The following is a 23,697-nucleotide window of genomic DNA, read 5'->3' as shown; positions in this document are numbered from 1 at the left end:
CGGTATCGCAACCAGTTGCGGCAAGGTCCGGGCAGATTGAGGTGCGAAAACTTTGGATACGGTACTTGGGCTGTCAGTGACTCCAACCACCTTCGGGTGGGTGCTTGCTGAAGGACACGACGCCGACGGCGCAATTCTGGGCCATTGCGAGCTGCCGTTGCAGGATGGCCGGCACGAGGGTCACAGCGTGCGTGCGGCCCACACGGCCGAACAGCTGGCGGCCGAAGTGGTGCGGGCCCGGGAAATGGCGACCGCCAGCGATCACCGGTTGCATGTGGTCGGTGTGACCTGGACCGACGAGGCCGCGGCTCAAGCCGCACTGCTGCAGGAGGCGTTGGCCGACGCCGGCTTCGACAACGTGGTGCCGGTCCGGCAGCTCGACGCGGTGGAAACCCTGGCCAAGGCCATCGCGCCGGTCATCGGATACCAGCAGACCGCGGTCTGCATTCTCGAGCACGAGTGGGCGACCGTCGTCATGGTGGATACGCACGACGGACAGACGCAGACGGCCGTCAAGCACGTCCGTGGCGGTTTCGACGGCTTGTCGTCGTGGCTGTCCGGCATGTTCGACCGCAACACCTGGCGTCCGGCCGGGGTGGTCGTGGTGGGTTCCGAGGACGACGTCAGCGACTTCTCCTGGCAGTTGGAGAAAGTGCTGCCGGTGCCCGTCTTCGCCCAGACCATGGCACAGGTGACGGTGGCGCGGGGCGCTGCCCTGACCGCCGCGCAGAGCACCGAGTTCACCGACGCCGAATTGGTGGCGCTGGCAGATGAGGAAGTCGAGCCGGTCGCGGCCGCCCCCGTCCGCTTGCGCCGCCAGTACGCGGGCGCCGCCACCACATTGGCCGCCGCCGCGGTCACCTTCGTGGCGTCCGTGTCCGCGGCCGTGGGTTTGCAGTTGTCGCCGGGCAGCGACGCCGGCCCCGGCCGGCACGTCGGCCACGAGCCCAAGCCGCAGGTCGCCGAAGCCGTCGCGGCGACGGCTGCGCCGGCGCCGCGGCCGCCCGCTCCGGTGCACCTCACCGGTGGTGCGCAGGTCGACGAACCCGCGCCCGGCGGTCAGCCGAACCGTGCGGTGCCCGCCCCGGAACCCGCTAACGGCCCGTACCAGCTCAGCGGTGCGGTCGAGCCGCTGCCCGACTCTGTTGCCGAGCCCGGTCGCCCGCCCGAGTAGGAGCCGTCAGTGTGCGGCGGTCACTGGTCTTTGTGCCGGACAGCGGTGAAGGACACCGTGACCTCGTCGGTGACCTGCAACGACCCCATGAACATCGAGTACGGTTTGACCCCGTAATCGGTTTGGCGCACTACGGATTCGGCGGACATTCGCCAGGAGTCGCCGAGATCCTCGGTGTGTAGCTCAACCTGGTGCGCACGGGATTTGCCACAGATGTGCAGCGTTCCGCTCAATCGGTATCCCGAGTCGGTCGACTCGATCGAGTCGGCGGCGAACCGGATTTCGGGAAATCGACTGGCGGACAACGATTTCAATGCGTTCGCGCGCACCATGGTTTTCTCCGGCCCGGACAGGCTTTTGACGCCGCCCTCGCCGCGCAGCACCTCGAACGAATCGACTTCGACTACCAGCTCAGCCGTATCGGGTTCGCCGCCGACCCAGTTCACTTCCGCCCGCCACCTCGTCATCGCGATGGTGAGCCGATGCCCCATCCGCGCCGCGCGCCCCGCGACGCCGGTGTGCAGAAGCAACTCACCGTCCGCAGCATCGATGGACCAGGACACATACTCATCAGCAGCCACGGCAGAACTGTACTCGCGCGCGGTGTCACATGGTCAGGACGGTGCGGTAATGCGCGCGCCCCTGCTCCAGCGCCGCAAAGCCCTCGGCAGCTTGCGCCAGCGGTAGCTGCTCGACCCACGCCCGCACACCCGACAGGACCGCGAAATGCATTGTCTCCTCGACATCTTTGGCGGTTCCGGACGGATGACCGGTGACGCGCAGGCCGGGGGTGATCAACTGCATCGGGCTGATCGGCAGTGGGTCGGCCGTCACTCCGATGGCGACCAATTCGCCCTGGGGCAGCAACCCGCCGATCGTGTCGGCCATGGCCGCCGAGTTGCCGGCGGTGGCCAGCACCACCGCCGCCCCGCCCAGGCCGCGCAGCGCCTCGGCGACGTTGCAGCTGGTGGAGTCGATGTAGTGGTGCGCACCCAGGGTTCTGGCGTCTTCGGCTTTGTCGGCACCGCGCGCGATGGCAATGGTCTCGAAGCCCATCGCCCGGGCGAATTGCACACCGAGGTGGCCGAGCCCACCGACCCCGAGGACGGCGACCCGGTCACCGGGCAGCGCCTTGGTGTGCCGCAGCGCGTTGTAGGTGGTGACGCCCGCGCAGCCCATCGGGGCGGCTTCGACGTCGGAGAGCCCGGCGGGAATCCGGGCCAGCGCAGAGGCCGGGACCGTCACCGACTCCGCATAGCCGCCGGGGTACTGCCAGCTGGGCACTTTCATGTTGGCGCAGTGGATGAAAATGCCCTTGCGGCAAGGGTCGCAGTGGCTGCAGTTGCCGCCGAACCAGCCGACCGCAACGCGGTCGCCGACCGCGAACTCGTCGACGCCGGGACCGAGTTCGGCGATGGTTCCGGCGATTTCGTGCCCCGGGGTGAACGGCCAAGTCATGTCGGGAAAGCCGCCGTGCACGAAATGGCGGTCGGTGCCGCATATTCCGCATGCGGAGACGGCGATGCGTACCTCGCCACGACCGGGCGTGACGGTTTCGACGTCGGTCAGTTCCAAGGATGCGTCCGGCGCCGCGACGTGCACTGCTTTGTGTGTCGACATTGGCTACTCAGCGAATATCAGTGTGCCACCGGGCATTTCGCACTGCCATCGGTATGGTAGTCGACCTGCCAGTGCTTGATGCCGTTGAGCCAGCCCGAGCGCAACCGCTCGGGTTTGCCCACCGATTCCAGGTTGGGCATGGCGTCGGCGATCGCGTTGAACATCAGATCGATCGTCATCCGCGCCAGGTTGGCCCCGATGCAGTAGTGCGCTCCGGTGCCGCCGAACCCGACGTGCGGGTTGGGGTCGCGCAGGATGTTGAAGCTGAACGGGTCGTCGAACACTTCCTCGTCGAAGTTCGCCGACCGGTAGACCATCACCACCCGCTGACCGTTCTTGATCTGGACACCGGACAGTTCGTAGTCCTGCAGGGCGGTGCGCTGGAACGAGGTGACCGGGGTAGCCCACCGGACGATCTCGTCGGCCGTGGTCACCGGGCGCTCCCGCTTGTACAGCTCCCACTGGTCGGGGAAGTCGGTGAACGCCATCATGCCCTGAGTGATCGAGTTGCGGGTGGTCTCGTTGCCGGCCACCGCGAGCAGGATCACGAAGAAACCGAACTCGTCGTCGGAGAGCTTGTGGCCGTCGACGTCGGCCTGGACCAGCTTGGTGACGATGTCCTCGCCGGGGTTCTGAGCCCGGTCGGCGGCCATCTGCATGGCGTACATGATCAGTTCCATCGAAGCCGTGATGGCGTCGTTGTTTTCGAACTCGGGGTCCTGGTCACCGACCATCTGATTCGACCAGTGGAACAGCTTCATCCGATCTTCCTGGGGGACGCCGAGCAGCCCGGCAATGGCCTGCAGCGGCAGCTCGCAGGACACCTGCTCGACGAAGTCGCCGGAGCCTCGGGCCGCCGCGACCTCGACGATCCGGCGGGCCCGCTCGTTGAGGTCGTCGCGCAGCCTCTCCACGGCGCGGGGGGTGAAACCGCGGGAGATGATCTTGCGCAACCGGGTGTGGTGCGGGGCGTCCTGGTTGAGCAGGACGAACTTACCCCGGTCGACCTGCTCTTGGACGGTGCCGTCCTTGTATCGCGGCAGCGCGGTCTTCGCCAGGCTGGAAAAGACGTCGCTGCGCCGGGAAATCTCTTTGACGTCCTTGTGTTTGGTGACCACCCAGAAGCCGCCGTCGTCGAAACCGCCGACTCCGAACGGCTGCTCGTTCCACCAGATCGGCGCGGTACGGCGCAGCTCGGCGAGCTCCTCGACGGGCAGCCGCTCGGCGTGGATATCGGGATCGGTGAAGTCGAATCCGGGCGGCAGGTTCGGCGTGACGTGCGCTTCGGCGGCTGGGTGCGTCGTTGACAAGGCCCACTCCTTTGTAGTCCCGGTGGTTGTCTGGTGCCAATACTCCATTGCTACACCGCCATTGGGAAGCATTGGCGGGAAACGGGCCGGGGCGCATCGGCGCCCGCACGCGGCTGCCGCGCACACAGCAAAGTCATTCAATCCGGTGTCGCAGCGCAGCGGGCACCCGTCGTCGACCTCGGCGCACTCGACCTGGCCGGGTGCGCGGGCACTTAACGATCCGCTCCGGTCGTCGCGTCGGGCAACCTGACGTCCACTGCATCGTCTTCGGCAAAGGCGGTCGTGATCCACGATGTGGCCTTGTGGCGTCGGCGGCAATCGTTATGCTCATCGGTGAACACCGGTGCCACGAAGGGGAACTTGATGATTCGCGAACTGCTCACCGCCGCCGCGGTCACGGGTACGGCGATCGGACTGGCGCCGGTGGCCGGTGCCGACAACGGACGCTGGGAAGGCGACGTGCCGGGGATGAACTACGACGCGTCGCTGGGCGCGCCGTGCGACAACTACGAGCGCTTCATCTTCGGCCGCGGCCCCAGCGGTCAGGCCGAGGCCTGCCATTTCCCGCCGCCCAATCAGTTCCCGCCGGCCGAGACCGGGTACTGGGTGATCTCCTACCCGCTGCGCGGCGTCCAGCAGATCGGCGCGCCGTGCCCTGGACCGAAAGTCGCGGCGCAGTCGCCGGCCGGGTTGCCGATGCTGTGTCTGGGCGCTCAGGGCTGGCAAGAGGGATGGTTCACCGGGGCAGGATTCTTCCCCGCCCGAGCCCTGACCGATCCGTGGCCGGCGACAATGAGCGACGCACCTGACCCGCAACCCGTCCCGCGATGGCTGCGGTTCGTCCTGGCTTCCGACCGGGCGGGCTCCGCGTGGTACATCGGGTGCGGTTTCTTCTTCGCGCCGGTGCTGGCCGTGCTGTCGCCATGGCCGACGGTCACCAGCGTGCTGTGGTGGCTGATCGGGCTGGCAGGATTATGGCTCGGTCTGCTCGGAATCGCGATGGCCGCCGGGCTGGCGCGAATCCTGCGGTCCGGCGGTGAGATTCCGGAGGAATACTGGCGAACTCTGGTCAACTACTGACGTTCGTCACTCGTCAGTCGACTTCCCCGGGCTCTACAGTCAGATCATCCTTCAACGAATAGGAGACTCTCATGGCTTTCGACCCCAAGGATGCCGTCGATGCGGTGCGCGACATCGCGGTGAACACGGTCGAAAAATCCGCAGACATCGTCGAGAACGTCACCGCCATCCTCAAAGGTGACGTCGCCGGTGGTGCCAGCGGCATCGTCCAGAGCTCCGTGGACATCGCCACCGACGCCGTCGACCGGGTGAAAGAGGTCTTCACCGGCAAGGACGAGGAGCTCGACTGAGTTCGAGTGACCTCAGTGCAGCGCTGACCAACCGCGCCGCCGTCAGACGCTGGCGGCGGCGTTGAGTTCGTCGAGCTTGGTGGTCGCTTCCAGGTACTCCTGAACCCAGCGCTCGATCACCGTCGCGGTTTTCTCCACCTTGGTGAACTGACCGACCACCTGACCGACCGGGTTGAATGCCACGTCGACGGACTCGTTCGGATACCGGTTGGTGGCGCGCACGGCCATGCCGGAGACCATGTACTGCAGCGGCATCCCGAGCGGCTTGGGGTTCTCCGGCTGCTCCCAGGCCTCGGTCCAGTCGTTGCGCAGCATTCGGGCCGGCTTCCCGGTGAACGACCGGCTGCGCACGGTGTCGCGGCTGCCCGCCTTGACGTAGGCCGCCTGCTGGACCGGGGTGTTGGAGGACTCTTCGACCATCAGCCACTGCGAGCCGGTCCAGGCGCCCTGGCAACCCAGCGCCAGCGCGGCGGCGATCTGCTGTCCGCTGCCGATGCCGCCCGCGCCGAGCACCGGCAGCGGCGCCACTTCCTTGACGACCTGCGGCCACAACACGATCGAGCCGACCTCGCCGCAGTGCCCACCGGCCTCACCGCCCTGGGCGATGATGATGTCGACGCCGGCGTCGGCGTGCTTGCGTGCCTGCGAGGGGGAGCCGCACAACGCCGCCACTTTGAGGCCCGCGTCGTGGATGTGCTTGATCATGTCGGCCGGCGGGGTGCCGAGCGCGTTGGCGATCATCTTCACCTTCGGGTGCTTCAGCGCGACCTCGACCTGCGGGGTGGCGGTCGCCTCGGTCCAGCCGAGCAGCTGCAGGGTGTCGCCGTCGCTGTCCTCGACCGGGACACCGTGGTCGGCCAGGATCTTCTTGCCGAAGTCCAGGTGCTCCTGGGGCACCATCTTGCGCAGCGTCTCGGCCAGCTCCTCGGCCGACAGGTGTGAGTCCATGCCCTCGTACTTGTTCGGGATGACGATGTCGACGCCGTAGGGGTGGTCGCCGATGTTCTCGTCGATCCAGTTGAGTTCGATCTCGAGCTGCTCGGGCGTGAAGCCGACCGCTCCCAGCACGCCGAAGCCACCGGCCTTGCTGACCGCCACCACGACATCGCGGCAGTGGGTGAAGGCGAAGATCGGGAACTCGATGCCGAGCTCGTCGCAAATCGCGGTATGCATGCCTGCTCCTAAGAAGCTTGACCGAAGCGGAAGAATTGAAACGTGTTCTAGTTTAGTACGGACGGGCACAGCCAGACCAGTCAGGTTCGGCACCTGGCAACTAACGCCGTTCAGCACGCCGCCCTACGGTAGCGTCGGCCGTCATGGGACGCGTGGCCGGGAAAGTTGCACTGATCAGCGGCGCAGCTCGGGGGATGGGAGCCTCGCACGCGCGGCTGCTGGTGGCCGAGGGCGCCAAGGTGGTGATCGGGGACATTCTCGATGCCGAAGGCCGGGCGCTGGCCGCCGAGCTGGGTGATGCCACCCGGTTCGTGCATCTCGACGTGACGCAACCGGCGGACTGGGCGGCGGCGGCCGCGACGGCCGTCGACACGTTCGGCACGCTGAACGTACTGGTCAACAACGCCGGCATCATCAACTACGGGCCGCTGAAGACCTTCGACCTGGCCAAGTGGCAACGGGTCCTCGACGTCAACGTCACCGGCACCCTGTTGGGCCTGCAAGCCGTCGTCGACCCGATGATCGCCGCGGGCGGTGGATCCATCATCAACATCTCCTCGATCGAGGGCCTGCGCGGCGCCGCCTGGGTGCACGGCTACGTGACGTCGAAATGGGCGGTGCGCGGGCTGACCAAATCCGCGGCATTGGAGTTGGCGCCCAACAACATTCGGGTCAACTCGATTCACCCCGGCTTCATTCGCACCGAGATGACGGCCAAGCTGCCCCAGGACGCGCTCAACATTCCACTGGGCCGCGCGGGGGAGGCGCAGGACGTGTCGTCGTTCGTGTTGTTCCTGGCCAGCGACGAGTCGTCGTATGCCACCGCGGCCGAATTCGTGGTCGACGGGGGACTGGTGGAGGACGTGTCGCACAAGTAGTAGCGGGTGCTCTTGATCCGTTACACGGCCGCGGGGTAGCGTAATGCCGCAATTACGAAACGTGGAGTAGCGTAATTGAGAATCCCACCGAAAGGATCGGCCTCGATGCGCAGTCGCTACGCCGGGAAGCCCTTCACCACCTCCACCGCGGACATCGCCGCCGCGCTCGAGGACGTCAGTATCCCGACGCTGCTGCTGTCGCTGGTGCACATCACCGGCGACGCACGGTTCATCCGCGACTTCAAGCAGATGGGCGTGTTCCTCAACGAGGTCCAGGGCTTCATGTCCGAAGAGGACAAGGCCCGCGCCCGCGCCGAGGCGCTGCCGGTGATCGTCGACTACCGCGACCGCGGCTGTCCCGAACCCGAGCCGCTCAGCGATGACCTGATCCGGGAAATGATGGATTGGGCGGCATGCGAACACGTTCCCGACGACTACCTGCCGCTGGCCCGCGAGGAGATGGACCTCGAGGGCGCCGACCCGCGCCGCCCCGTCGCCCTGCCGGCCGAGCACATGGCCGACTTTCCGGTGATCGTGATCGGCTGCGGCGAATCCGGCATCTTGGCCGGAATCCGGTTGAAACAAGCCAACATTCCGTTCACCATCATCGAAAAGAACGCCGGCCCGGGTGGAACCTGGTGGGAGAACAGCTATCCCGGTGCCCGGGTGGACGTGGCGAATCACTTCTACTGCTACAGCTTTGAACCCAACAACGACTGGACGCACTTCTTCGCCGAGCAGCCCGAGCTGCGGGACTACTTCACCAAGGTCATGCAAAAGCACGACCTGACGGCGCACACCCGCTGGAACACCGAGGTTCTCGGAGCCGAATGGGACGACGAGTCGGGCAGCTGGACGGTCCGGGTGCGCTGCGCCGGCGGCACCGAAGACACGGTGCAGGCGCGTGCGGTGATCACCGCGGTCGGCCAGCTGAACCGACCGGCGCTGCCCGACATCGACGGCGCCGACACGTTCGAGGGCCCGTCGTTCCACTCCGCGGCCTGGGATCATTCCGTCGACCTGACCGGCAAGCGCGTCGCCCTGGTCGGCGCCGGTGCCAGCGGGTTTCAGATCGCACCGGCGATCTCCGACCAGGTCGAGCAGCTCACGGTGTTCCAGCGCACCGCACAGTGGATGTTTCCCAATCCGATGTACCACGACGAGGTTCCCGACGGGGTGCGCTGGGCGATGGACCACCTGCCTTGCTACGGGCGCTGGTACCGGTTCCTGCTGCTGTGGCCGGGCGCCGACAAAGGTCTGGATGCCGCGCAAGGCGACCCCGACTACGTCGATCCGGAAGGCCGGGGGGACTATGCGGTCAGCGACATCAACGCCGCCGCCCGGGTGATGTTCAGCCAGTGGATCACCAGTCAGATACCCGAAGGCGACCCCCTGGTGGACAAGGTGCTGCCCGACTATCCAGCCACCGGCAAGCGCACCCTGCAGGACAACGGCAGCTGGCTGCGGACGCTGCAGCGCGACAACGTCGAACTGGTGCGCACGCCGATCCAGCGGATCACCCCGCGCGGCATCGTCACCGAGGACGGCGTCACCCACCAGGTGGACGTGATCGTCTACGCCACCGGATTCCGCCACACCGACGTGTTGTGGCCGCTGAAGATCAAGGGCCGCAACGGAATTGATCTACGCCAGGTGTGGGGCAGCCGGCCGTACGCTTACCTGGGCGTCACGGTTCCGGGCTTTCCGAATCTGTTCCTCATTTACGGGCCGGGTACCCACCTGGCCCACGGCGGCAGCCTGATCTTCCAATCCGAACTCCAGATGCGCTACATCAACCTGTGCCTGCAGCACATGGCCGAACGGCACATCACCGCCATCGAGCCCACCGCCGAGGCCGCCACCGACTGGCATCGACGCACCCAAACCGAGATCAAGAAGATGGTGTGGTCGCACCCCGCGGTCAAGTACTCCTATTTCAAGAACGCCGACGGCGAGATCCACACCGTCAGCCCATGGCGCCTCAACGAATACTGGGCTGCGGTACGCGAACCCGATTGGTCCAATTTCGTTGTGACAAAAGGAAAGTGAGCACCCAATGCGTACGGTAGTCGTGGACGGGCCGGCCAGCATCCGGGTGGACACCCGGCAAGATCCGGCACTGACCGGCCCGGACGGGGTGATCGTCGCGGTGAGCGCCGCCGGGATCTGCGGGTCCGACCTGCACTTCTACGAGGGTGACTATCCGCTGGCCGAGCCGATCGCGCTGGGCCATGAAGCCGTCGGCACGGTCGTGGCAGCCGGACCCGACGTACGCACCCTAAAGGTCGGCGACGAGGTGATGGTGTCGTCGGTGGCCGGTTGCGGATCGTGCCCGGGGTGCGCCACCAACGACCCGGTGATGTGTCACTCCGGTCTGAACATCTTCGGCGGCGGCGTGCTGCCAGGCGCCCAGACGGACCTGCTCGCCGTGCACGCAGCCGACTTCCAGGCCCGCAAGATTCCCGAGGGCATCAGCACCGAGCAGGCGCTGCTGCTCACCGACAACCTGGCCACCGGCTGGGCCGCCGCGCAACGCGCCGACATCCCGTACGGGGGCACCGTCGTGGTGATCGGGTTGGGTGCGGTCGGTCTGTGTGCGCTGCGCAGTGCGTTCGCCCAGGGTGCGGCAACGGTTTTCGCGGTAGACCGGGTGCCGGGCCGGCTACAGCGGGCGGCCGGCTGGGGCGCCACCCCGATCGAGCCGCCGGCGGTCGAGGCGGTCCCGGCTGCCACCGGCGGTCGCGGCGCCGACGCGGTCATCGACGCCGTCGCCACCGACGCCTCGCTCACCGACGCGCTGTTCGCGGTGCGGCCGGGCGGCACCGTCTCGGTGGTCGGGGTGCATGACCTGCAACCCTTTCCGTTCCCGGCGCTGGGCTGCCTGATCCGCAGCATCACGGTGCGCTGGACCACCGCGCCGGTGCAGCGCACCTGGCCGGAACTCATCCCGTTACTGCAGTCCGGCCGGTTGGACGTCGAGGGCATCTTCACTGCGACGCTGCCGCTGGCCGACGCGGCGACGGCCTACGCGACGGCCGCGTCACGCTCCGGTGAGGACGTGAAGATCCTTTTGCGCCCTTAGCTTTTGGTCGCGGTGACGTACTGCGAGTGCATGAAGGCGTCGAGTTTGACGTCGATTTCCGACGGGACTAGCCCGTAGCGCCGCTGGAGCTCGGGGTTGGTGCGCACCGGTTCGACGGCCCAGCCGTGCGCGCCCAGCCATCCGGCCGGGTCGACGGAATCGGCGTAGGTGAGGGCGGAGAAGTCGACCTCGCCGGACATGCTGACGCCCGGGTGGTCCTCTTCCAACTCCGCGAGTCGCTCCCGGTCCAGGCAGGACCCCAGCGCGCCCGTCGAGATCCGGCTGCCCGCGGCGCACAGTTCGTCGATCCGACTGAACAGCGCTTGCTGCGCATCGCCGTTCAGGTAGGGCAGCAGACCCTCCACCGACCAGGCACTGGGCCGTCCCGGATCGAAGCCGGCCATGCTCAACGCGGCGGGCCAGTCGGTGCGCAGATCGGCGGCCACCTCCACGCGGTCGGCGGTCGGCACCGCGGCCCGCTCGGAGAGCACACGCGCCTTGAACTCAAGCACTTTCGGTAGATCTACTTCGAAAACCGTTGTGCCAGGCGGCCATTGAAGCCGGTAGGCACGTGAGTCCAGGCCGGCGGCGACGATCACCGCCTGCCGGATTCCGGTGTCGGCGGCGGCGGTGAAGAAGTCGTCGAAGAATCGGGTCTGCACGCCGTAGAGGCGGGGAAAGGTCGTCTCGTCCTGCGAGCTCCCGGGGTTGTCCAGCAGACCGGTGAGATAAGGGTCGGCGGTGGCCTCGATGAACAGGGTGGCGAAGTCGTCGACAACCAGCGGTCGGGGGCTCAGCGCATGCAGTGCACGCCAGCCCGCCACCAGCAGCGCGGTGTAGCCGACCCCGCTGACGATGTCCCACTGGTCGTCGTCGGAACGTAGCGAGCCGAAATTGGTTGGCGTCATAGCCCAGAACGTACCCGTCACAGCTCGAGCAGCACTGTCACCGGCCCGTCGTTGACCAGCTCGACCTGCATGTGGGCGCCGAACACCCCGGTTTCCACCGTGGCACCCAGTCCGCGCAGCGCCGCGGTGAACTCGGCGACCAGCGGCTCGGCGACCGCGCCGGGCGCGGCGGCGTTCCACGACGGGCGCCGGCCCTTGGCAGTGTCGGCGTAGAGAGTGAATTGACTGATCACCAGGATTGGAGCGTTGACGTCGGCCGCGGACATCTCCTCTGACAGGATGCGCAGGTTCCACAACTTCTCGGCCAGCCGCCGCGCCTTGTCGGCGTCGTCGTCGTGGGTGACACCGACCAGCGCAAGCAGGCCCTGCCCGGTGGGCCGGATGGCGCCCACGACCTTGCCGTCCACCGACACCGCCGCCGACGTGACTCGCTGCACCAGAGCTCGCATGGGCTCCGATGCTGCCATCTGGGCTCCGGGGTGGCGGGCTGGGTACCCTCGCCAGATGTCTGTCTTGGTCGCGTTTTCGGTAACCCCGCTGGGCGTGGGGGAGGGTGTCGGCGAGATCGTCGCCGAAGCCGTTCGGGTGGTGCGTGATTGCGGGCTGCCCAACAAGACCGATGCGATGTTCACCGTGATCGAGGGCGACACCTGGGACGAGGTGATGTCTGTGGTGCAGCGCGCGGTGGAAGCCGTCGCTGCCAGGGCACCGCGGGTCAGCACGGTCATCAAGGCGGATTGGCGCACCGGTGTCAGCGACGCGATGACACACAAGGTCGAGTCGATCGAGCGGTACCTCGCCGACGGTTAGGGCCAATCGATGTCAGGCCGGCGCGTAGCGTGACACGGGTCGACCCGCACCAGGCACAAGGAGGCCTTCTGATGACCGCTCACCGACCGGTACCGACCGAATGACCGGGGACGAACGCAGCGCCGGCCTGGGTGGCGTTGGCGGGCAAGGCGGTGCCGGTGGACGCGGCGGGGCAGGTGGGGCCGGCGGAGCGGGCGGAGCCGGCGGCCGCGGTGGTGACGGTGGACGCGGTGGCGACGGCGGCCGCGGCGGTGACGGCGGGCGCGGTGGCGACGGCGGGGCCGGCGGCCCCGGCGGTCAACCCGGGCGGTGCGGTCCGGGCGGCGCCGGTGGCCGGCCAGGCCAACCGGGGAGCCAGGCCAGCCGGGCCAACCAGGCGAGCCAGGCCAACCGGGCGAGCCAGGCCAACCTGGTCTGCCGGGGCAGCCCGGTCAGCCGGGTAGCCCCGGCTGAGCTGAGCAGCGCCCGCTATCCACGCGAGGCGCTCGCGCCGACCTTGCGTAGGCTCACGTCGTGAGCGCACGCGCAGGCATCGTGGTAACCGGCACCGAGGTTCTCACCGGACGGGTCCAAGACCGCAACGGCCCGTGGATCGCCGACCGCCTTCTCGACCTCGGCGTCGAGCTGGCCCACATCACCATCTGCGGCGACCGCCCCGCCGACATCGAAGCGCAATTGCGCTTCCTGGCCGATCAGGGGGTAGACCTGATCGTCACCAGCGGTGGGCTGGGCCCGACGGCCGACGACATGACCGTGGAGGTGGTAGCCCGGTTCTGCGACCGCGAGCTGGTCCTCGACGAGGTGGTCGAGGAGAAGATCGCCAACATCCTGAAGAAGCTGATGTCGCGCAATCCTGCATTCCAATCCGCTTTGGATCCAGGGACTTTCGAGTCGGTGCGGGCCGCCAACCGCAAGCAGGCGATGGTTCCCGCCGGGGCACAGGTGCTCGATCCGGTGGGTACCGCACCCGGCGTGGTGGTACCCGGCACGCCCGCGGTGATCGTGCTGCCCGGCCCGCCGCGAGAACTGCAACCGATGTGGCACACGGCCCTGGAAACGCCGGCAGCGCAACAGGCGATCGCCGGCCGCACCATCTATCGGCAGGAGATGCTACGGATGTTCGGGCTGCCCGAATCAGGGCTGGCCGAGACTCTGCGCGAAGCCGAGACCACCGTCCCCGGTTTCGCTGCGCTGGAGATCACCACCTGCCTGCGCGGCGGCGAGGTCGAGATGGTCACACGCTATGAGCCGGCCGCCGCGGGCGCGTATCAGCAGCTCACGCAGCTGCTGCGGGACAAGCACGGCCATCAGCTCTACTCCGAAGACGGTTCCACCGTCGACGACCTGGTCGCGCGGCTGCTGGCCGGGCGGAAGATCGCCACCGCGGAGTCCTGCACCGCGGGGCTGCTGGCGGCACGACTCACCGAACGCGCCGGATCGTCCGACTACGTCATGGGTGGCGTAGTCAGCTACTCCAACCAAGCCAAAGCGGAACTGCTGGGCGTCGACCCGGCCCTTATCGAGCAGCACGGCGCTGTCTCCGAACCGGTCGCCGAGGCGATGGCGGCCGGCGCCCTGCAACGCTTCGGCGCCGACATCGCGGTCGCTATCACCGGAATCGCCGGGCCGGGCGGTGGGACCCCGGAAAAGCCGGTGGGCACAGTGTGTTTCACCGTCGCCTCCGCGCAGGGCGGCGGTGATACGCGGACCATCAGGCTGCCCGGAAACCGCTCCGACGTTCGGGAGCGTTCGACCACGGTGGCCATGCACATGTTGCTGCGCGCGCTGAGTGGGCCCTAGCTCAGGACGCTTCCACCGGCAGAAAAGAACTTTCGGCGCTGCCGAACTTGATCCCGGTGGCGTCTTTGCCGATGAACGTCAACAACGCCACCATCGTCAGCACCGGCACGATCGTCGCCGCCAGCGCGAACGGGTAGCCGTGGGTCGCGGCCAGGTGTTCCTGGATCGGTAAGTTGAACGCCGCCAACAGGTTTCCCAGCTGATAAGTCACTCCGGGATACAGACCGCGGATCGCATCCGGCGACATCTCGGTGAGGTGCGCCGGGATTACGCCCCAGGCGCCCTGCACGAATAGCTGCATCAGGAACGAGCCGAGGCACAGCATCGCGGCGGTCCGCGAATAGGCGAACACCGGCACGATCGGCAGCGCCAGGACCGCACAGAACACGATGGTGTAGCGACGCCCGAATCGCTGCGACAGCGTGCCGAACACGAGGCCGCCGACGATGGCGCCGACGTTGTAGCCCACCACGATCCACCGGGCGGTAGGGCTGGACAACGCCGCGCCGCCATCGGTGGTCGCTTTCAGGAAAGTGGGGTAGACGTCCTGGGTGCCGTGGCTCATCCAGTTGAACGCGGTCATCAACAGCACCAGATAGAAGAACCGCCGGATGACCTTCGCGTCGCGTAGCACGTCGCGCACCCTGGTCTTGGTCAGCCGCATCCGGTCCTGGGCGGCCTCCCACACCTCGGATTCCTCGACGCGGTAGCGGATGATCAGGCTGACCAGCGCCGGGATGATGCTCAGCGCGAACAGCCAGCGCCACGACAGGCCGAAGAGGTCCATCACCACCAGCGACGCCACGGTGGCCAGCAGGTAGCCGAACGAGTAGCCCTCCTGCAGCAGTCCGGAGAAGAAGCCGCGCCGCTCGGTGGGCACCTTCTCCATGGCCAGCGCGGCACCCAACCCCCACTCGCCACCCATGCCGATGCCGTAGAGCAGACGCAGGATCACCAGCACGGTGAAGTTGGGCGCGAACGCGCACAGGAATCCGACGATCGAGTAGAACGCGACGTCGACCATCAACGGCAGCCGCCGGCCGACCCGGTCTGCCCACAATCCGAACAGCAGTGCGCCGACCGGCCGCATCACGAGGGTGGCCGTCGTGACGAATGCGACCTCGGTCTTGCTGCGGTGGAACGTCTGGGCGATGTCCTGATAGACGAGCACGACGATGAAATAGTCGAAGGCGTCCATGGTCCAGCCCAGAAACGCCGCGATGAACGAATTGCGCTGGTCACTGGTCAGCCGCTGTCGTGTCACGTGTGAATCGTGCCGGACCCGCAGCGCTACCGCGAGTTTGACGCACCGCGAGTATGTTCCGGATTATGCGGATCGTCGACGCCGACGGGCATGTAGCCGAGAACCCGACGCTGGCGGCCGAAGCACTGCGGCGTTGGCCCGATCATGTGCAACTCAGCGCCGGTGCCCGGCCGCGGTTGGTGATCGAAGGGCGCAACTATCCCGAAGACCGGGGTCCCGGCGCCGGCTGCCCGGTCGAGCACGGTCTCACCGATGCGCCCGGCCTGCAGTGCGCGACGGCGGCGGGGATGCTCGAGGACGCCGACCGAGACCACCTCGACACGATGGTGCTCTATCCCAGCCTCGGGCTGTGTGTACCCACGCTGCAGGACCCTGACTTCGCGGCGGGTTTCGCGCGGCTCTACAACCAGTGGATCGCCGATTTCTGCGCACCGACCGGCGGCCGGCTGCGGGGCGTGGCGGCGACACCGATCGAACACGGCAGCATCGCCATCGACGTCATGGCCGAGGCGAAAGATCTCGGATTGGTCGCCACACACCTGCCGCCGGCGCTGCGGACCCGCAATCTCGACCATCCCGACCTCGACGAGTTCTACGCCGCCGCCGTCGAATTGGACATGCCGCTGGGAATCCATGGTGCCCCCGGGATGCACCTGCCGAAGATCGGGGTGGACCGGTTCACCAACTACATCCAGGTGCACTGCGTGAGTTTCCCGTTCGACCAGCTGACGGCGATGACGGCGCTGGTGTCAGGTGGTGTGTTCGAGCGTCATCCCGGCTTGCGGGTCGCTTTCCTGGAGGCGGGCGCCGGTTGGGTTCCGTTTTTCATGGATCGGCTGCACGAGCACTACGAGAAGCGGGGCGGATGGATCGAGCGGGGCTGGCGACGCGATCCGCATGAGTATCTGACCGCCGGCAACATCTGGGTGACCTGCGAACCGGAGGAGGCGATCCTGCCCGGGGTGGTCGACGTGCTCGGCGACGACTTCATCATGTTCGCCAGCGACTACCCGCACTGGGACGGGGAATGGCCGGAAAGCACCCGACCGCTACGGACTCGAGTCGACCTGAACGAAAGCTCGAGAGAAAAGATCGGCGCGTTGAACGCGATGCGTTTCTACGGACTCGATTAGGTGGCAGGATCTGCGCATGACGGCTTTTCTGTTGCGTGCCGCGCTGACCGGGCTCGCGTTGTGGGTGGTGACCCTGTTCGTGCACGGACTGCGCTTCGTCGGTGGTGAGACGACGCTGCAGCGGGTCGCCATCATCTTCGTCGTCGCGGTGCTCTTCGGGTTCGTCAATGCGATCGTCAAGCCGATCGTGCAGATCCTGTCGATTCCGATGTACATCCTGACCCTCGGCCTGTTCCACATCGTCGTCAACGCGTTCATGTTGTGGATCACCGCCCGGATCACCGAGCACACCACCCACTGGGGACTGCAGATCGACCACTTCTGGTGGACCGCGATCTGGGCGGCGATCCTGTTGTCGATCGTCAGCTGGTTGCTGTCGCTGCTGACCCGGCGGGCCCAGCGCGCGACGCGGTAAGGCAGGCCGGTCGGTCCGGTCGCAGCCGGGCGGCCGGCACGCCGGAAATTCCGGTCACACACCTAGGCCGCCGCGGCTGTTAGACATATGCTGATTAACGCCCGTAATCACGAAACCCCTCGCCGGGACCGGCAGACATTTACGCTGTCACTCGGCAGACGACACTTAGCCGCCTCGGACCGGCGGCGGCCCTAACAAGACGACGACGGGACACTGCGAACGATGAAGACTGTCGCGATCGGATCTGCTCCCGCTTCCGCGAGCACGCGACTCGATTCGCAGATCAGCGATCCGAACGGCACGCTGCGGGCGGTCACCGAATGCACCGGCTCGGCAGTCGTCGTTCATGTCGGCGGTGAGATCGACGCCAGCAACGAGGTCATCTGGCAGCGTCTGATGAACAAGAGCGCAGCCATCGCCATCGCGCCGGGCCCGTTCGTCATCGACATCCGCGAGCTCGAATTCCTCGGCTCCTGTGCCTACGCGGTGTTGGCGCAAGAATCGGTGCGCTGCCGGCGTCGCGGCGTGAATCTGCGACTGGTCAGCAGTCAGCCGATTGTGGCGCGCACTATTGCCGCGTGCGGACTGCGTCGCCTGCTGCCGATGTACACCACCGTCGAGTCCGCGCTGGCCCCGCCGGCCTGACTTTCCCCGAAGTGCCCGCGATTAGTTGGACGGGCGTGGACCGGCGCCGCCAAGCAATCCGTTGAGGATGCCGAGAGTTCCCTGCACCTGTGCGGGGGAGGCTTCCTGCGGTGGCGCTTCGGTCGACGGCTGCCACGGCTGGCAACCGCTGGTCTTGAATGCCTTGTCGGTGGGCTCAATCTGGACGATCTGGGGCTTTTTGGTCATTGCGTTGTCGACCAGCGCGCCGTCCGGGTTGCCGGTTCGCTTCCAGTAGCAAGTGCCGTTGCCGACGGGCCCCGCCGTGCTGTACACGCCCGGCACGATGTCCTTGCCGACCAGGTAGGTGCCGTCGTGGTCGATGGTCGTCTTGGGCGCACCCGCCGGCGCGGGAGATCCCGCGGGCGCAGGTCCCGCCGGAGGTCCCGCCGGAGCGGGGGGCGGTGACGGCTCCGGATCGGCGGCGGCGACACCGGCCGAGGCGACCCAACCAGCGGCGAGCAGCGCCGCGGCGCCGAAGCGCACAGCGGTACGCGCATTTTCCTTAGAACCCATAACTAAAAAGGGTACCTGCCCGCGCAATCCCGCTCACCCGGATCGCCACTGAGCGCGCATCCCGGGTACCGGCTGCCCGCTCCGTCCGTCATCGAAGTCCGCCGGCCGCGGCTAACGGCCGCGATGGTCCGCCCAGACCGCAGTATCGCCCGCAGCGGACCGAACAGCGTTCAGTTCCCTGACGTCGCCCGCTCGCGAGCCAGCAGAGCGCGCGCATAGCCGAAGCAGAACGTGGTTCCAATGACCAACGACGGCGCGAGCGTCGCTGCGAGGTGCGGTGTCCCGTTCACCGCGTGCCCGGCCGTCAGCACCGCCGCGGCCAGCGTCGACGTGCCCATGGAGGACAACCAGAAACCTCGACCGGGTGTGCGCGCCCAGAAGAACAGCCGGGTGAGCAGCAGCTGCAGCGCGAACGACGCGACCACGCTCATCGACATCTGCGTCGCGGCAGCCCGCAGTGCCGCCGCAAGCCCGGCGCCGTGATTGACCACGGCCGCCCAGCTCCCATACGACGCCCCGGCAACCATGGCCACCAGCAGCGGCCGCCCGCCCAGGGTCGCGCGGCCGACGCTCATCGCCGCACCAGCAGGCGCAGTTGGCGAAATATGCCTCCCGCAATGGTCGCGGCACCCAGCGGCATCCACACCAGCAGCGCCTCACCGACGGAGTAGTTGGGGTTCAGCGCGCAGTAGTAACGCACGTTGGGATGGCCCTCGAGCCGGCGCATCCGGGAGGCGTCGCGAGGGATGGCGTCGGATCGCACGATCCACGTGTCGTCGCCGATAAAGCTATAGCCGCGGCTTGCGCTCAACTTGCGCACCAACGCGTCGATACCGGGCGGGGTTGGCCGGGCGGGGCTGGGATACACCAGCGGCAGCGTCCGGACGAACAGATGGTAGGCGACCGGTGACGAGGTGCGGGCCAGGTAGCCCAGTGGCACACCGGGATGGCGCAGCTTGAATCGCAACGCTTCGCGCAGGCAGTAGCGCATGGTAGGCACGCCACAGTCCCGGTAGCCCGGCCGAAAGAATCCGCCCCCGGAAAACGCCGCGACGGTTTTGCCGTCGTGTTCGACGCACTGAATTCCGACGAACGCGAACCCGGCGATCTCGCCGCCGGAGCCGTAGTAGAGCGCGAGATGCAGGTTGCCGTCGGCCAGCAGGTGCTGTTCGAATTGTTCGCGGGTGTGGCCGTACATCGTGGCGCGGTAGACCTCATAAATGGAATCGAATATCTCGGAGAGCCGCGCTGCGGGCAGCGAATCCGACTCGAAGAATTCGTGACCGGTGATTCGTGGCGCCGATGCTCGCGGAAGGCCTCCGCGCTGACGTGGCCTGGAGCGAAAGGAGGATATTGTCGCCATGCCGATTCCTCGCCGTTCTTTGATTTGAATTGCGCCTATTCGCCGCTATGTCGGACGGCCGGCAGCTCGCAGCGAAAATAACAAATTGTCGACGACTATTCCACTGAAAGTGGTTCTAGAACCAAAATGTAAAATGGCTAGAATTTTACTGGGTCTAAAACTTTCTTACCGTAGCACCATTCCAGAATCGCATTTCGGCTGCCGGATCTCTGCATTTGCGACAAAACGTGCCCGGTGGTCACGTTTACCCATTCACGGGTCCTCCGGCGGGAAGGCCACCGACCCAGGGTGGCGGGAGTGGACAGCCGGATAGCCGATGGCGCAGACCGCGGTTTGGACAGTTAGGAGCCCTCCGGTTAACGTCCCAGACAAACTTGCAGATAAGGCGTTCGGGCTGCCGCGCCGTGGGAGGTTGTGGCGTTGCTGTTCATGCACGAGGTTCATACGGTGCGCGGGCGGTCCGAGGACGAGTTCGAAGCCGCGTTCCGGGAGGGCTGGATGCCCACGCTGGCGGCCGGCGACGAAGCCCGGTTGCTCTGGTACACCAATCAGGCGCAGGGCAGCGGCCCGGCCTACACCGTCATCACCGTGACCGCGGTTCGCGACGGAGCCGCCTGGGAGCGGCTGACCAAACGCGTCCAGCACGGCGATCTGCGCGACTGGATGCATCACACCGACGAACTGCGCCACACCGTGGACGCCAAGTTGATGGTGCCGCTCGCCTGGTCGCCGATGCAAGACGTGTCCTTCGACGAAATCCCCGTCGACGGGCGCGAACACGACGTCAGCCTCTACATGGAAGACACCATGTGGCCCTACGAGGACAAGTTCGAGGAATACATCGTCCGGTGCGGCGAGGTGTACGCGCGCACTCTCGAGCAGCCGTCGTCCATGCTGACCATGCACGCCTCGTTCCAGCCCGCCCTCGGCAGCCACCTGCGCCGGGAGGTGATCCTGATGCAGCGGATCAGCCGGCCCGAAGCGTTGCTCGACCTGCTGCGCACCCACGTCCCGGCCGAATACCGCACCCCAGGTACCTGGCTGCACGACGCGTTGGACCTGCGCGATCAATGGACCAGCAGGCTGCTGCGGACGTCGACCTGGTCACCGCTTTACTAGACGATCATGAACCTCGGCACGCTCATCGACGACGCCGCCGCACGCGATCCGCAGCGGACCGCCCTGATCATCGACGAACGTCGCGTCGGCTACGGGGAGCTCGGCGAGGCCGTCCGCGCTTGCGCCGCCGGCCTGGCCGCGCACGGCGTGGTGGCCGGTGACCGGGTCGCCGTCATCGACACCGCCAGCCCGCTGTCGATTGCCGCGCTGCTGGGTGCGGCCCGTCTCGGCGCCACCGCCACGCTGATGAATCCCGCCCTCACCCCGCACGAGCTGCAAGCCCTGCTCGCCAACGCCGGATGCGCCGACACGGCGGTGGCGGGGCAGGCCTACGCGGAGCGGGTGCGCGAAGCGACGGTGCCCACCGTGCTCACCGATGTCGAGTTGCTCGGCGAGCTGCATCCCGAAATCCCGCTTCTCACCGACCGTCTCGATGACCAGCCCGCGATGGTCCTGTTCACCAGCGGCACCACCGGGCTGCCCAAGACGGTCGCGATCGGCGGCCGCCAACTCGCCGCGCGGCTGGTCAGAACATCGCAGCCGTTCTCGCCGGACACGCCGCCCGCCGCGGTGATGATGTGCGTCCCCTACTTTCACGTGGGCGGTGCCCTGGGGTTGCTGGCCAGCCTGTACTCGGGCAACACCCTGGTGGTGCAGCGCCGGTTCGACGCCGGCGAATGGTTACGGCTGGTCGCCGAACACCGGGTGACCGGCATGTTCCTGGTGCCGACAATGCTGCACCGAATCCTGGAGCACCCCGACTTCGCCGCCACCGATCTCTCCTCACTGGCCGCCATCACCTACGGGGCGGCCGCCGCACCAATCACGTTGATGCGCAAGGCAGTCGCCGCGCTGCCGCACGTGGGTTTCACCAACGTGTTCGGTCAGACCGAAACCCTGGGCACCTACGCGCAGCTGTTGCCCGAGGACCACCACGATCCGGCCCGCGCCGGTTCGGTGGGCCGGCCGCTGCCCGGGGTCGAGGTGCGCGTGGTCGACCCCACCACCGGCGCCGACGTCGAGACGGGCGAAGTCGGCGAGCTGTGGGTCAACAGCCCGCTCAACACCGCGGGCGGCTGGTTGCGCACCGGTGACCTCGGCCGACAGGACCCCGACGGTTACCTCTATCCGTGCGGCAGGCTGCGCGACACGATCAACCGCGGCGGCGAGAAGTTCGGGCCGATCGAGGTGGAGGAGGCGCTGCGGTCCCATCCGGCGGTCCGCGACGTCGCGGTGGCCGGGATACCCGACGAGGAACTGGGTCAGCGGGTGGGGGCGGCGGTCGTGACTCGAATGCCGGTGACACTGGACGAATTACGGTCGCACTGCCGGGAGTCCATCGCTTATTTCAAGCTGCCCGAGCGGCTGGCCATCGTCGACGACATCCCCTACAGCGCGACAGGCAAGGTGGATCGCGGCAGGATCGCCACGCTGATCACCGAACATCGCTGAGCGTTCGGCGAGATCCCTCACCTTGCCCGCACTAGGGCACCAACACGACCTTTCCGATGTTCTCCCGGGCCGCGAGAATCCGATGCGCTTCGGGCGCTTGGGAAAACGGCACCGCCGCATGCACGATCGGCGCGACGATACCGTCGTCGAGCGCTTGACGCAGCGGGGTGATCCAGGGTTCCAGCGTGCCGCGGTCGTCCCACAGCTTCAGCATGTTCAAGCCGATCGCCGTCTTGGATTCGGAGAGCTGGTCCATCAGGTTGAAGCTCGCGCCGTGGCACCGGTTCGACAGCAGCCGCCGAGGTCCAGTACCCATCGCTGACGCCCGGGATTAACGTTCGGTGTGTGACTGATGTGCCCGGTCCCGACGACGTCGAGGTCCGCGACTGCGTCGCAGTGATCGCGACCCGGCTGGAAAAGCAGATCCAGCAGATCAGCGTGACGATCCGGACCGCAATCGAGAACCAGGTCCCCGAGTTGGGCCGCGATGCGCGGATGAGTGAGATGCTGGCCGCGGGCGTCCAGGCGAACCTGCAGATGATCGTCGACGCGCTGCTGCGCGACACACCGGTGGACGAACTGTCTGCGCCTGCGGCGGCGCTGGACTACGCCCGGCGCGCGGCACAGCACGGTCTGCCGTCCACGGCGCTGGTGCGGGGCTATCGACTCGGCCAGCGGCACGTGACCGAGTTGGTGTTCGCCGAACTGCGTGCCCTGAATATCGACGCAAGCGTCAGGGTGGCGGTGATCGAGGTGATCACCACGGTGGTCTTCGAATACATCGACCGCGTGTCTGCGCTCGTGGTCTCCGAACTCGAGGATGAACGTCGGCACTGGCTGCAGAACCAGAACAGCATCCGCGCCATGAGGGTGCGGGACGTGCTGACCGACGGGACCGACGTCGACGTCCAAACCACCTCTGCCACAATCGGTTACCCGCTCGGGCGGCAACATCTTGCGCTCATCGCGTGGTACCCGGACACGGCGGCGGCGGGGGACGAGCCGTCCCGGATCCAACGGTTCATTGCAGGCCTGGCCGCGGCGCTGGACACCTCCTCCGACCCCCTTTTCGCGGCCGCCGACCGCAACAGCGCCTGGATCTGGCTACCGTTCGGTTCCGCACCAAGTCGCATCGTCGCCGACATCCGCGCGTTCGCTCGGCCCCGGCCCGAATCACCTAACCTGGCGCTGGGCGCGGTAGGGACCGGGGTCGAAGGGTTCCGCCGCTCACACCGTCAGGCCCAGCGGGTGCGGGCGGCGGTGCTGGCGCGAGGTGGGGAAAGCCCCACTGCGCCAACGCTTCCGGGTCCGAAGATCGCCGCGGCCACCGACCCCGACATGGTGGCCACGGCGCTGCTGGGTACCGGCGTCGACGAGATCCGCGGCTGGGTGGCAGACGTCCTGGGAGAGCTGGCCTCCGACACCGCCGACGACGCGGAGCTGCGCGAGACACTGCGCGTCTTCCTGCACAGCGGCTCGGTGCACGAGACCGCGGCCGGCGAACTCGCTCTCACCTTCGCCGCGCTCAAAAGCCGCGTGGAACAGGCCGTGGCGCGGCGCGGTCGCCCGATCGACGACCGGCGCGACGTGGAGATGGCGCTGTTCACCTGCCATTGGTACGGCTCAGCTGCGCTGCGCCCGGCCTGA

General features: G+C 67.2%; 23 protein-coding genes and 4 pseudogenes. 15 read left to right on the top strand and 12 right to left on the bottom strand.

The window, feature by feature from the left end; genetic code table 11:
• The first annotated feature begins 52 nt into the window (after nt 1-52).
• Nucleotides 53-1,174 carry a DUF7159 family protein gene (locus tag L6444_RS14105; RefSeq protein WP_236983511.1) on the top strand — a complete coding sequence of 374 codons (1,122 nt, stop codon included), beginning with the start codon at nt 53-55 and terminating at the stop codon, nt 1,172-1,174.
• A gap of 20 nt (nt 1,175-1,194) precedes the next feature.
• On the opposite strand, the gene L6444_RS14100 is transcribed toward L6444_RS14105, so the two are convergent.
• The 3 genes from L6444_RS14100 to L6444_RS14090 are packed head-to-tail and all read right to left on the bottom strand — an operon-like array spanning nt 1,195 to nt 4,104.
• On the bottom strand, nt 1,195-1,755 hold the full coding sequence (locus L6444_RS14100) for a YceI family protein (RefSeq protein ID WP_236983509.1): 561 nt from the start codon (nt 1,753-1,755) through the stop codon (nt 1,195-1,197).
• 25 nt (nt 1,756-1,780) lie between these two features.
• Entirely contained in the window at nt 1,781-2,794 is a 1,014-nt protein-coding gene (locus tag L6444_RS14095) for an alcohol dehydrogenase catalytic domain-containing protein (RefSeq protein WP_236983507.1), read from the bottom strand.
• Nucleotides 2,795-2,811: 17 nt separating this feature from the next.
• Nucleotides 2,812-4,104: a cytochrome P450 gene (locus tag L6444_RS14090; protein ID WP_236983505.1), complete on the bottom strand. Its 1,293-nt coding sequence runs from the start codon at nt 4,102-4,104 to the stop codon at nt 2,812-2,814.
• 363 nt (nt 4,105-4,467) lie between these two features.
• Here L6444_RS14090 and L6444_RS14085 point away from each other — a divergent pair.
• From L6444_RS14085 to L6444_RS14075, 3 genes and pseudogenes are all read left to right on the top strand, one after another.
• A pseudogene (locus L6444_RS14085) lies at nt 4,468-4,863 on the top strand (hypothetical protein); the annotation flags it as partial.
• Nucleotides 4,864-4,896: 33 nt separating this feature from the next.
• Nucleotides 4,897-5,184, top strand: coding sequence for a hypothetical protein (locus tag L6444_RS14080; protein WP_236984123.1), 288 nt, complete (start codon nt 4,897-4,899; stop codon nt 5,182-5,184).
• A 71-nt stretch (nt 5,185-5,255) separates the two neighbouring features.
• Nucleotides 5,256-5,474, top strand: a complete 219-nt coding sequence (locus tag L6444_RS14075; RefSeq protein WP_236983503.1) for an Rv1893 family protein — start codon at nt 5,256-5,258, stop codon at nt 5,472-5,474.
• A 42-nt stretch (nt 5,475-5,516) separates the two neighbouring features.
• Here L6444_RS14075 and L6444_RS14070 read toward each other — a convergent pair whose 3' ends face one another.
• Entirely contained in the window at nt 5,517-6,647 is a 1,131-nt protein-coding gene (locus L6444_RS14070) for a nitronate monooxygenase (RefSeq protein WP_236983501.1), read from the bottom strand.
• A gap of 143 nt (nt 6,648-6,790) precedes the next feature.
• Here L6444_RS14070 and L6444_RS14065 point away from each other — a divergent pair, with 143 nt between their 5' ends.
• From L6444_RS14065 to L6444_RS14055, 3 genes and pseudogenes are all read left to right on the top strand, one after another.
• Nucleotides 6,791-7,525: a glucose 1-dehydrogenase gene (locus L6444_RS14065; RefSeq protein ID WP_236983499.1), complete on the top strand. Its 735-nt coding sequence runs from the start codon at nt 6,791-6,793 to the stop codon at nt 7,523-7,525.
• A gap of 105 nt (nt 7,526-7,630) precedes the next feature.
• On the top strand, nt 7,631-9,574 hold the full coding sequence (locus tag L6444_RS14060) for a flavin-containing monooxygenase (protein ID WP_236983497.1): 1,944 nt from the start codon (nt 7,631-7,633) through the stop codon (nt 9,572-9,574).
• A 7-nt stretch (nt 9,575-9,581) separates the two neighbouring features.
• Nucleotides 9,582-10,678: pseudogene (locus tag L6444_RS14055) on the top strand (alcohol dehydrogenase catalytic domain-containing protein).
• Here the strand turns inward: L6444_RS14055 and L6444_RS14050 are convergent.
• Both L6444_RS14050 and dtd read right to left on the bottom strand, forming a co-directional pair.
• Nucleotides 10,610-11,515, bottom strand: a pseudogene (locus tag L6444_RS14050) (class I SAM-dependent methyltransferase); the annotation flags it as partial. The pseudogenes L6444_RS14055 and L6444_RS14050 overlap by 69 nt on opposite strands.
• Before the next feature lie 17 nt (nt 11,516-11,532).
• Nucleotides 11,533-11,964 carry a D-aminoacyl-tRNA deacylase gene (gene dtd / locus L6444_RS14045; protein WP_236983495.1) on the bottom strand — a complete coding sequence of 144 codons (432 nt, stop codon included), beginning with the start codon at nt 11,962-11,964 and terminating at the stop codon, nt 11,533-11,535.
• A gap of 55 nt (nt 11,965-12,019) precedes the next feature.
• On the opposite strand from dtd, the gene L6444_RS14040 reads away from it, so the two are divergent.
• The gene (locus tag L6444_RS14040; protein ID WP_236983493.1) at nt 12,020-12,325 is read left to right on the top strand and encodes an MTH1187 family thiamine-binding protein; all 306 of its coding nucleotides are present in this window, start codon (nt 12,020-12,022) and stop codon (nt 12,323-12,325) included.
• A 79-nt stretch (nt 12,326-12,404) separates the two neighbouring features.
• Here L6444_RS14040 and L6444_RS14035 read toward each other — a convergent pair whose 3' ends face one another.
• A complete protein-coding gene (locus L6444_RS14035) occupies nt 12,405-12,671 on the bottom strand; it encodes a hypothetical protein (protein WP_236983491.1) in 267 nt (88 codons plus the stop codon).
• Nucleotides 12,672-12,838: 167 nt separating this feature from the next.
• Here L6444_RS14035 and L6444_RS14030 point away from each other — a divergent pair, with 167 nt between their 5' ends.
• Entirely contained in the window at nt 12,839-14,125 is a 1,287-nt protein-coding gene (locus L6444_RS14030) for a competence/damage-inducible protein A (RefSeq protein WP_236983489.1), read from the top strand.
• Nucleotide 14,126: 1 nt separating this feature from the next.
• Here the strand turns inward: L6444_RS14030 and L6444_RS14025 are convergent, their stop codons facing one another.
• Nucleotides 14,127-15,389: an MFS transporter gene (locus tag L6444_RS14025; RefSeq protein WP_236983487.1), complete on the bottom strand. Its 1,263-nt coding sequence runs from the start codon at nt 15,387-15,389 to the stop codon at nt 14,127-14,129.
• 65 nt (nt 15,390-15,454) lie between these two features.
• Here L6444_RS14025 and L6444_RS14020 point away from each other — a divergent pair, with 65 nt between their 5' ends.
• The 3 genes from L6444_RS14020 (at nt 15,455) to L6444_RS14010 (ending at nt 17,582) form a co-directional block, all read left to right on the top strand.
• On the top strand, nt 15,455-16,522 hold the full coding sequence (locus L6444_RS14020; RefSeq protein WP_236983484.1) for an amidohydrolase family protein: 1,068 nt from the start codon (nt 15,455-15,457) through the stop codon (nt 16,520-16,522).
• Nucleotides 16,523-16,538: 16 nt separating this feature from the next.
• A complete protein-coding gene (locus L6444_RS14015) occupies nt 16,539-16,937 on the top strand; it encodes a phage holin family protein (RefSeq protein WP_236983482.1) in 399 nt (132 codons plus the stop codon).
• 222 nt (nt 16,938-17,159) lie between these two features.
• Entirely contained in the window at nt 17,160-17,582 is a 423-nt protein-coding gene (locus tag L6444_RS14010) for an anti-sigma factor antagonist (RefSeq protein ID WP_236983480.1), read from the top strand.
• 21 nt (nt 17,583-17,603) lie between these two features.
• Here the strand turns inward: L6444_RS14010 and L6444_RS14005 are convergent, their stop codons facing one another.
• From L6444_RS14005 to L6444_RS13995, 3 genes are all read right to left on the bottom strand, one after another.
• Entirely contained in the window at nt 17,604-18,116 is a 513-nt protein-coding gene (locus L6444_RS14005) for a hypothetical protein (RefSeq protein ID WP_236983478.1), read from the bottom strand.
• 170 nt (nt 18,117-18,286) lie between these two features.
• The gene (locus L6444_RS14000) at nt 18,287-18,691 is read right to left on the bottom strand and encodes a hypothetical protein (RefSeq protein WP_236983476.1); all 405 of its coding nucleotides are present in this window, start codon (nt 18,689-18,691) and stop codon (nt 18,287-18,289) included.
• On the bottom strand, nt 18,688-19,479 hold the full coding sequence (locus tag L6444_RS13995) for a hypothetical protein (RefSeq protein ID WP_236983474.1): 792 nt from the start codon (nt 19,477-19,479) through the stop codon (nt 18,688-18,690). Before L6444_RS13995 ends, L6444_RS14000 begins: the two co-directional genes overlap by 4 nt.
• A gap of 447 nt (nt 19,480-19,926) precedes the next feature.
• Between L6444_RS13995 and L6444_RS13990 the strand changes: the two genes are divergently transcribed.
• On the top strand, nt 19,927-20,598 hold the full coding sequence (locus L6444_RS13990; RefSeq protein WP_236983472.1) for a hypothetical protein: 672 nt from the start codon (nt 19,927-19,929) through the stop codon (nt 20,596-20,598).
• 6 nt (nt 20,599-20,604) lie between these two features.
• Entirely contained in the window at nt 20,605-22,050 is a 1,446-nt protein-coding gene (locus L6444_RS13985; protein WP_236983470.1) for a class I adenylate-forming enzyme family protein, read from the top strand.
• Nucleotides 22,051-22,081: 31 nt separating this feature from the next.
• Here the strand turns inward: L6444_RS13985 and L6444_RS13980 are convergent.
• Nucleotides 22,082-22,315, bottom strand: a pseudogene (locus L6444_RS13980) (zinc-binding dehydrogenase); the annotation flags it as partial.
• Between the two features lie 80 nt (nt 22,316-22,395).
• On the opposite strand from L6444_RS13980, the gene L6444_RS13975 reads away from it, so the two are divergent.
• The gene (locus tag L6444_RS13975; protein ID WP_236983468.1) at nt 22,396-23,697 is read left to right on the top strand and encodes a helix-turn-helix domain-containing protein; all 1,302 of its coding nucleotides are present in this window, start codon (nt 22,396-22,398) and stop codon (nt 23,695-23,697) included.

Origin of the sequence: Mycobacterium kiyosense, from assembly GCA_021654635.1 — a bacterium.
Lineage (GTDB): Bacteria > Actinomycetota > Actinomycetes > Mycobacteriales > Mycobacteriaceae > Mycobacterium > Mycobacterium kiyosense.
Note: the sequence above shows the minus strand (reverse complement) of the source record. Positions and strands in the feature narration are given on the sequence as shown.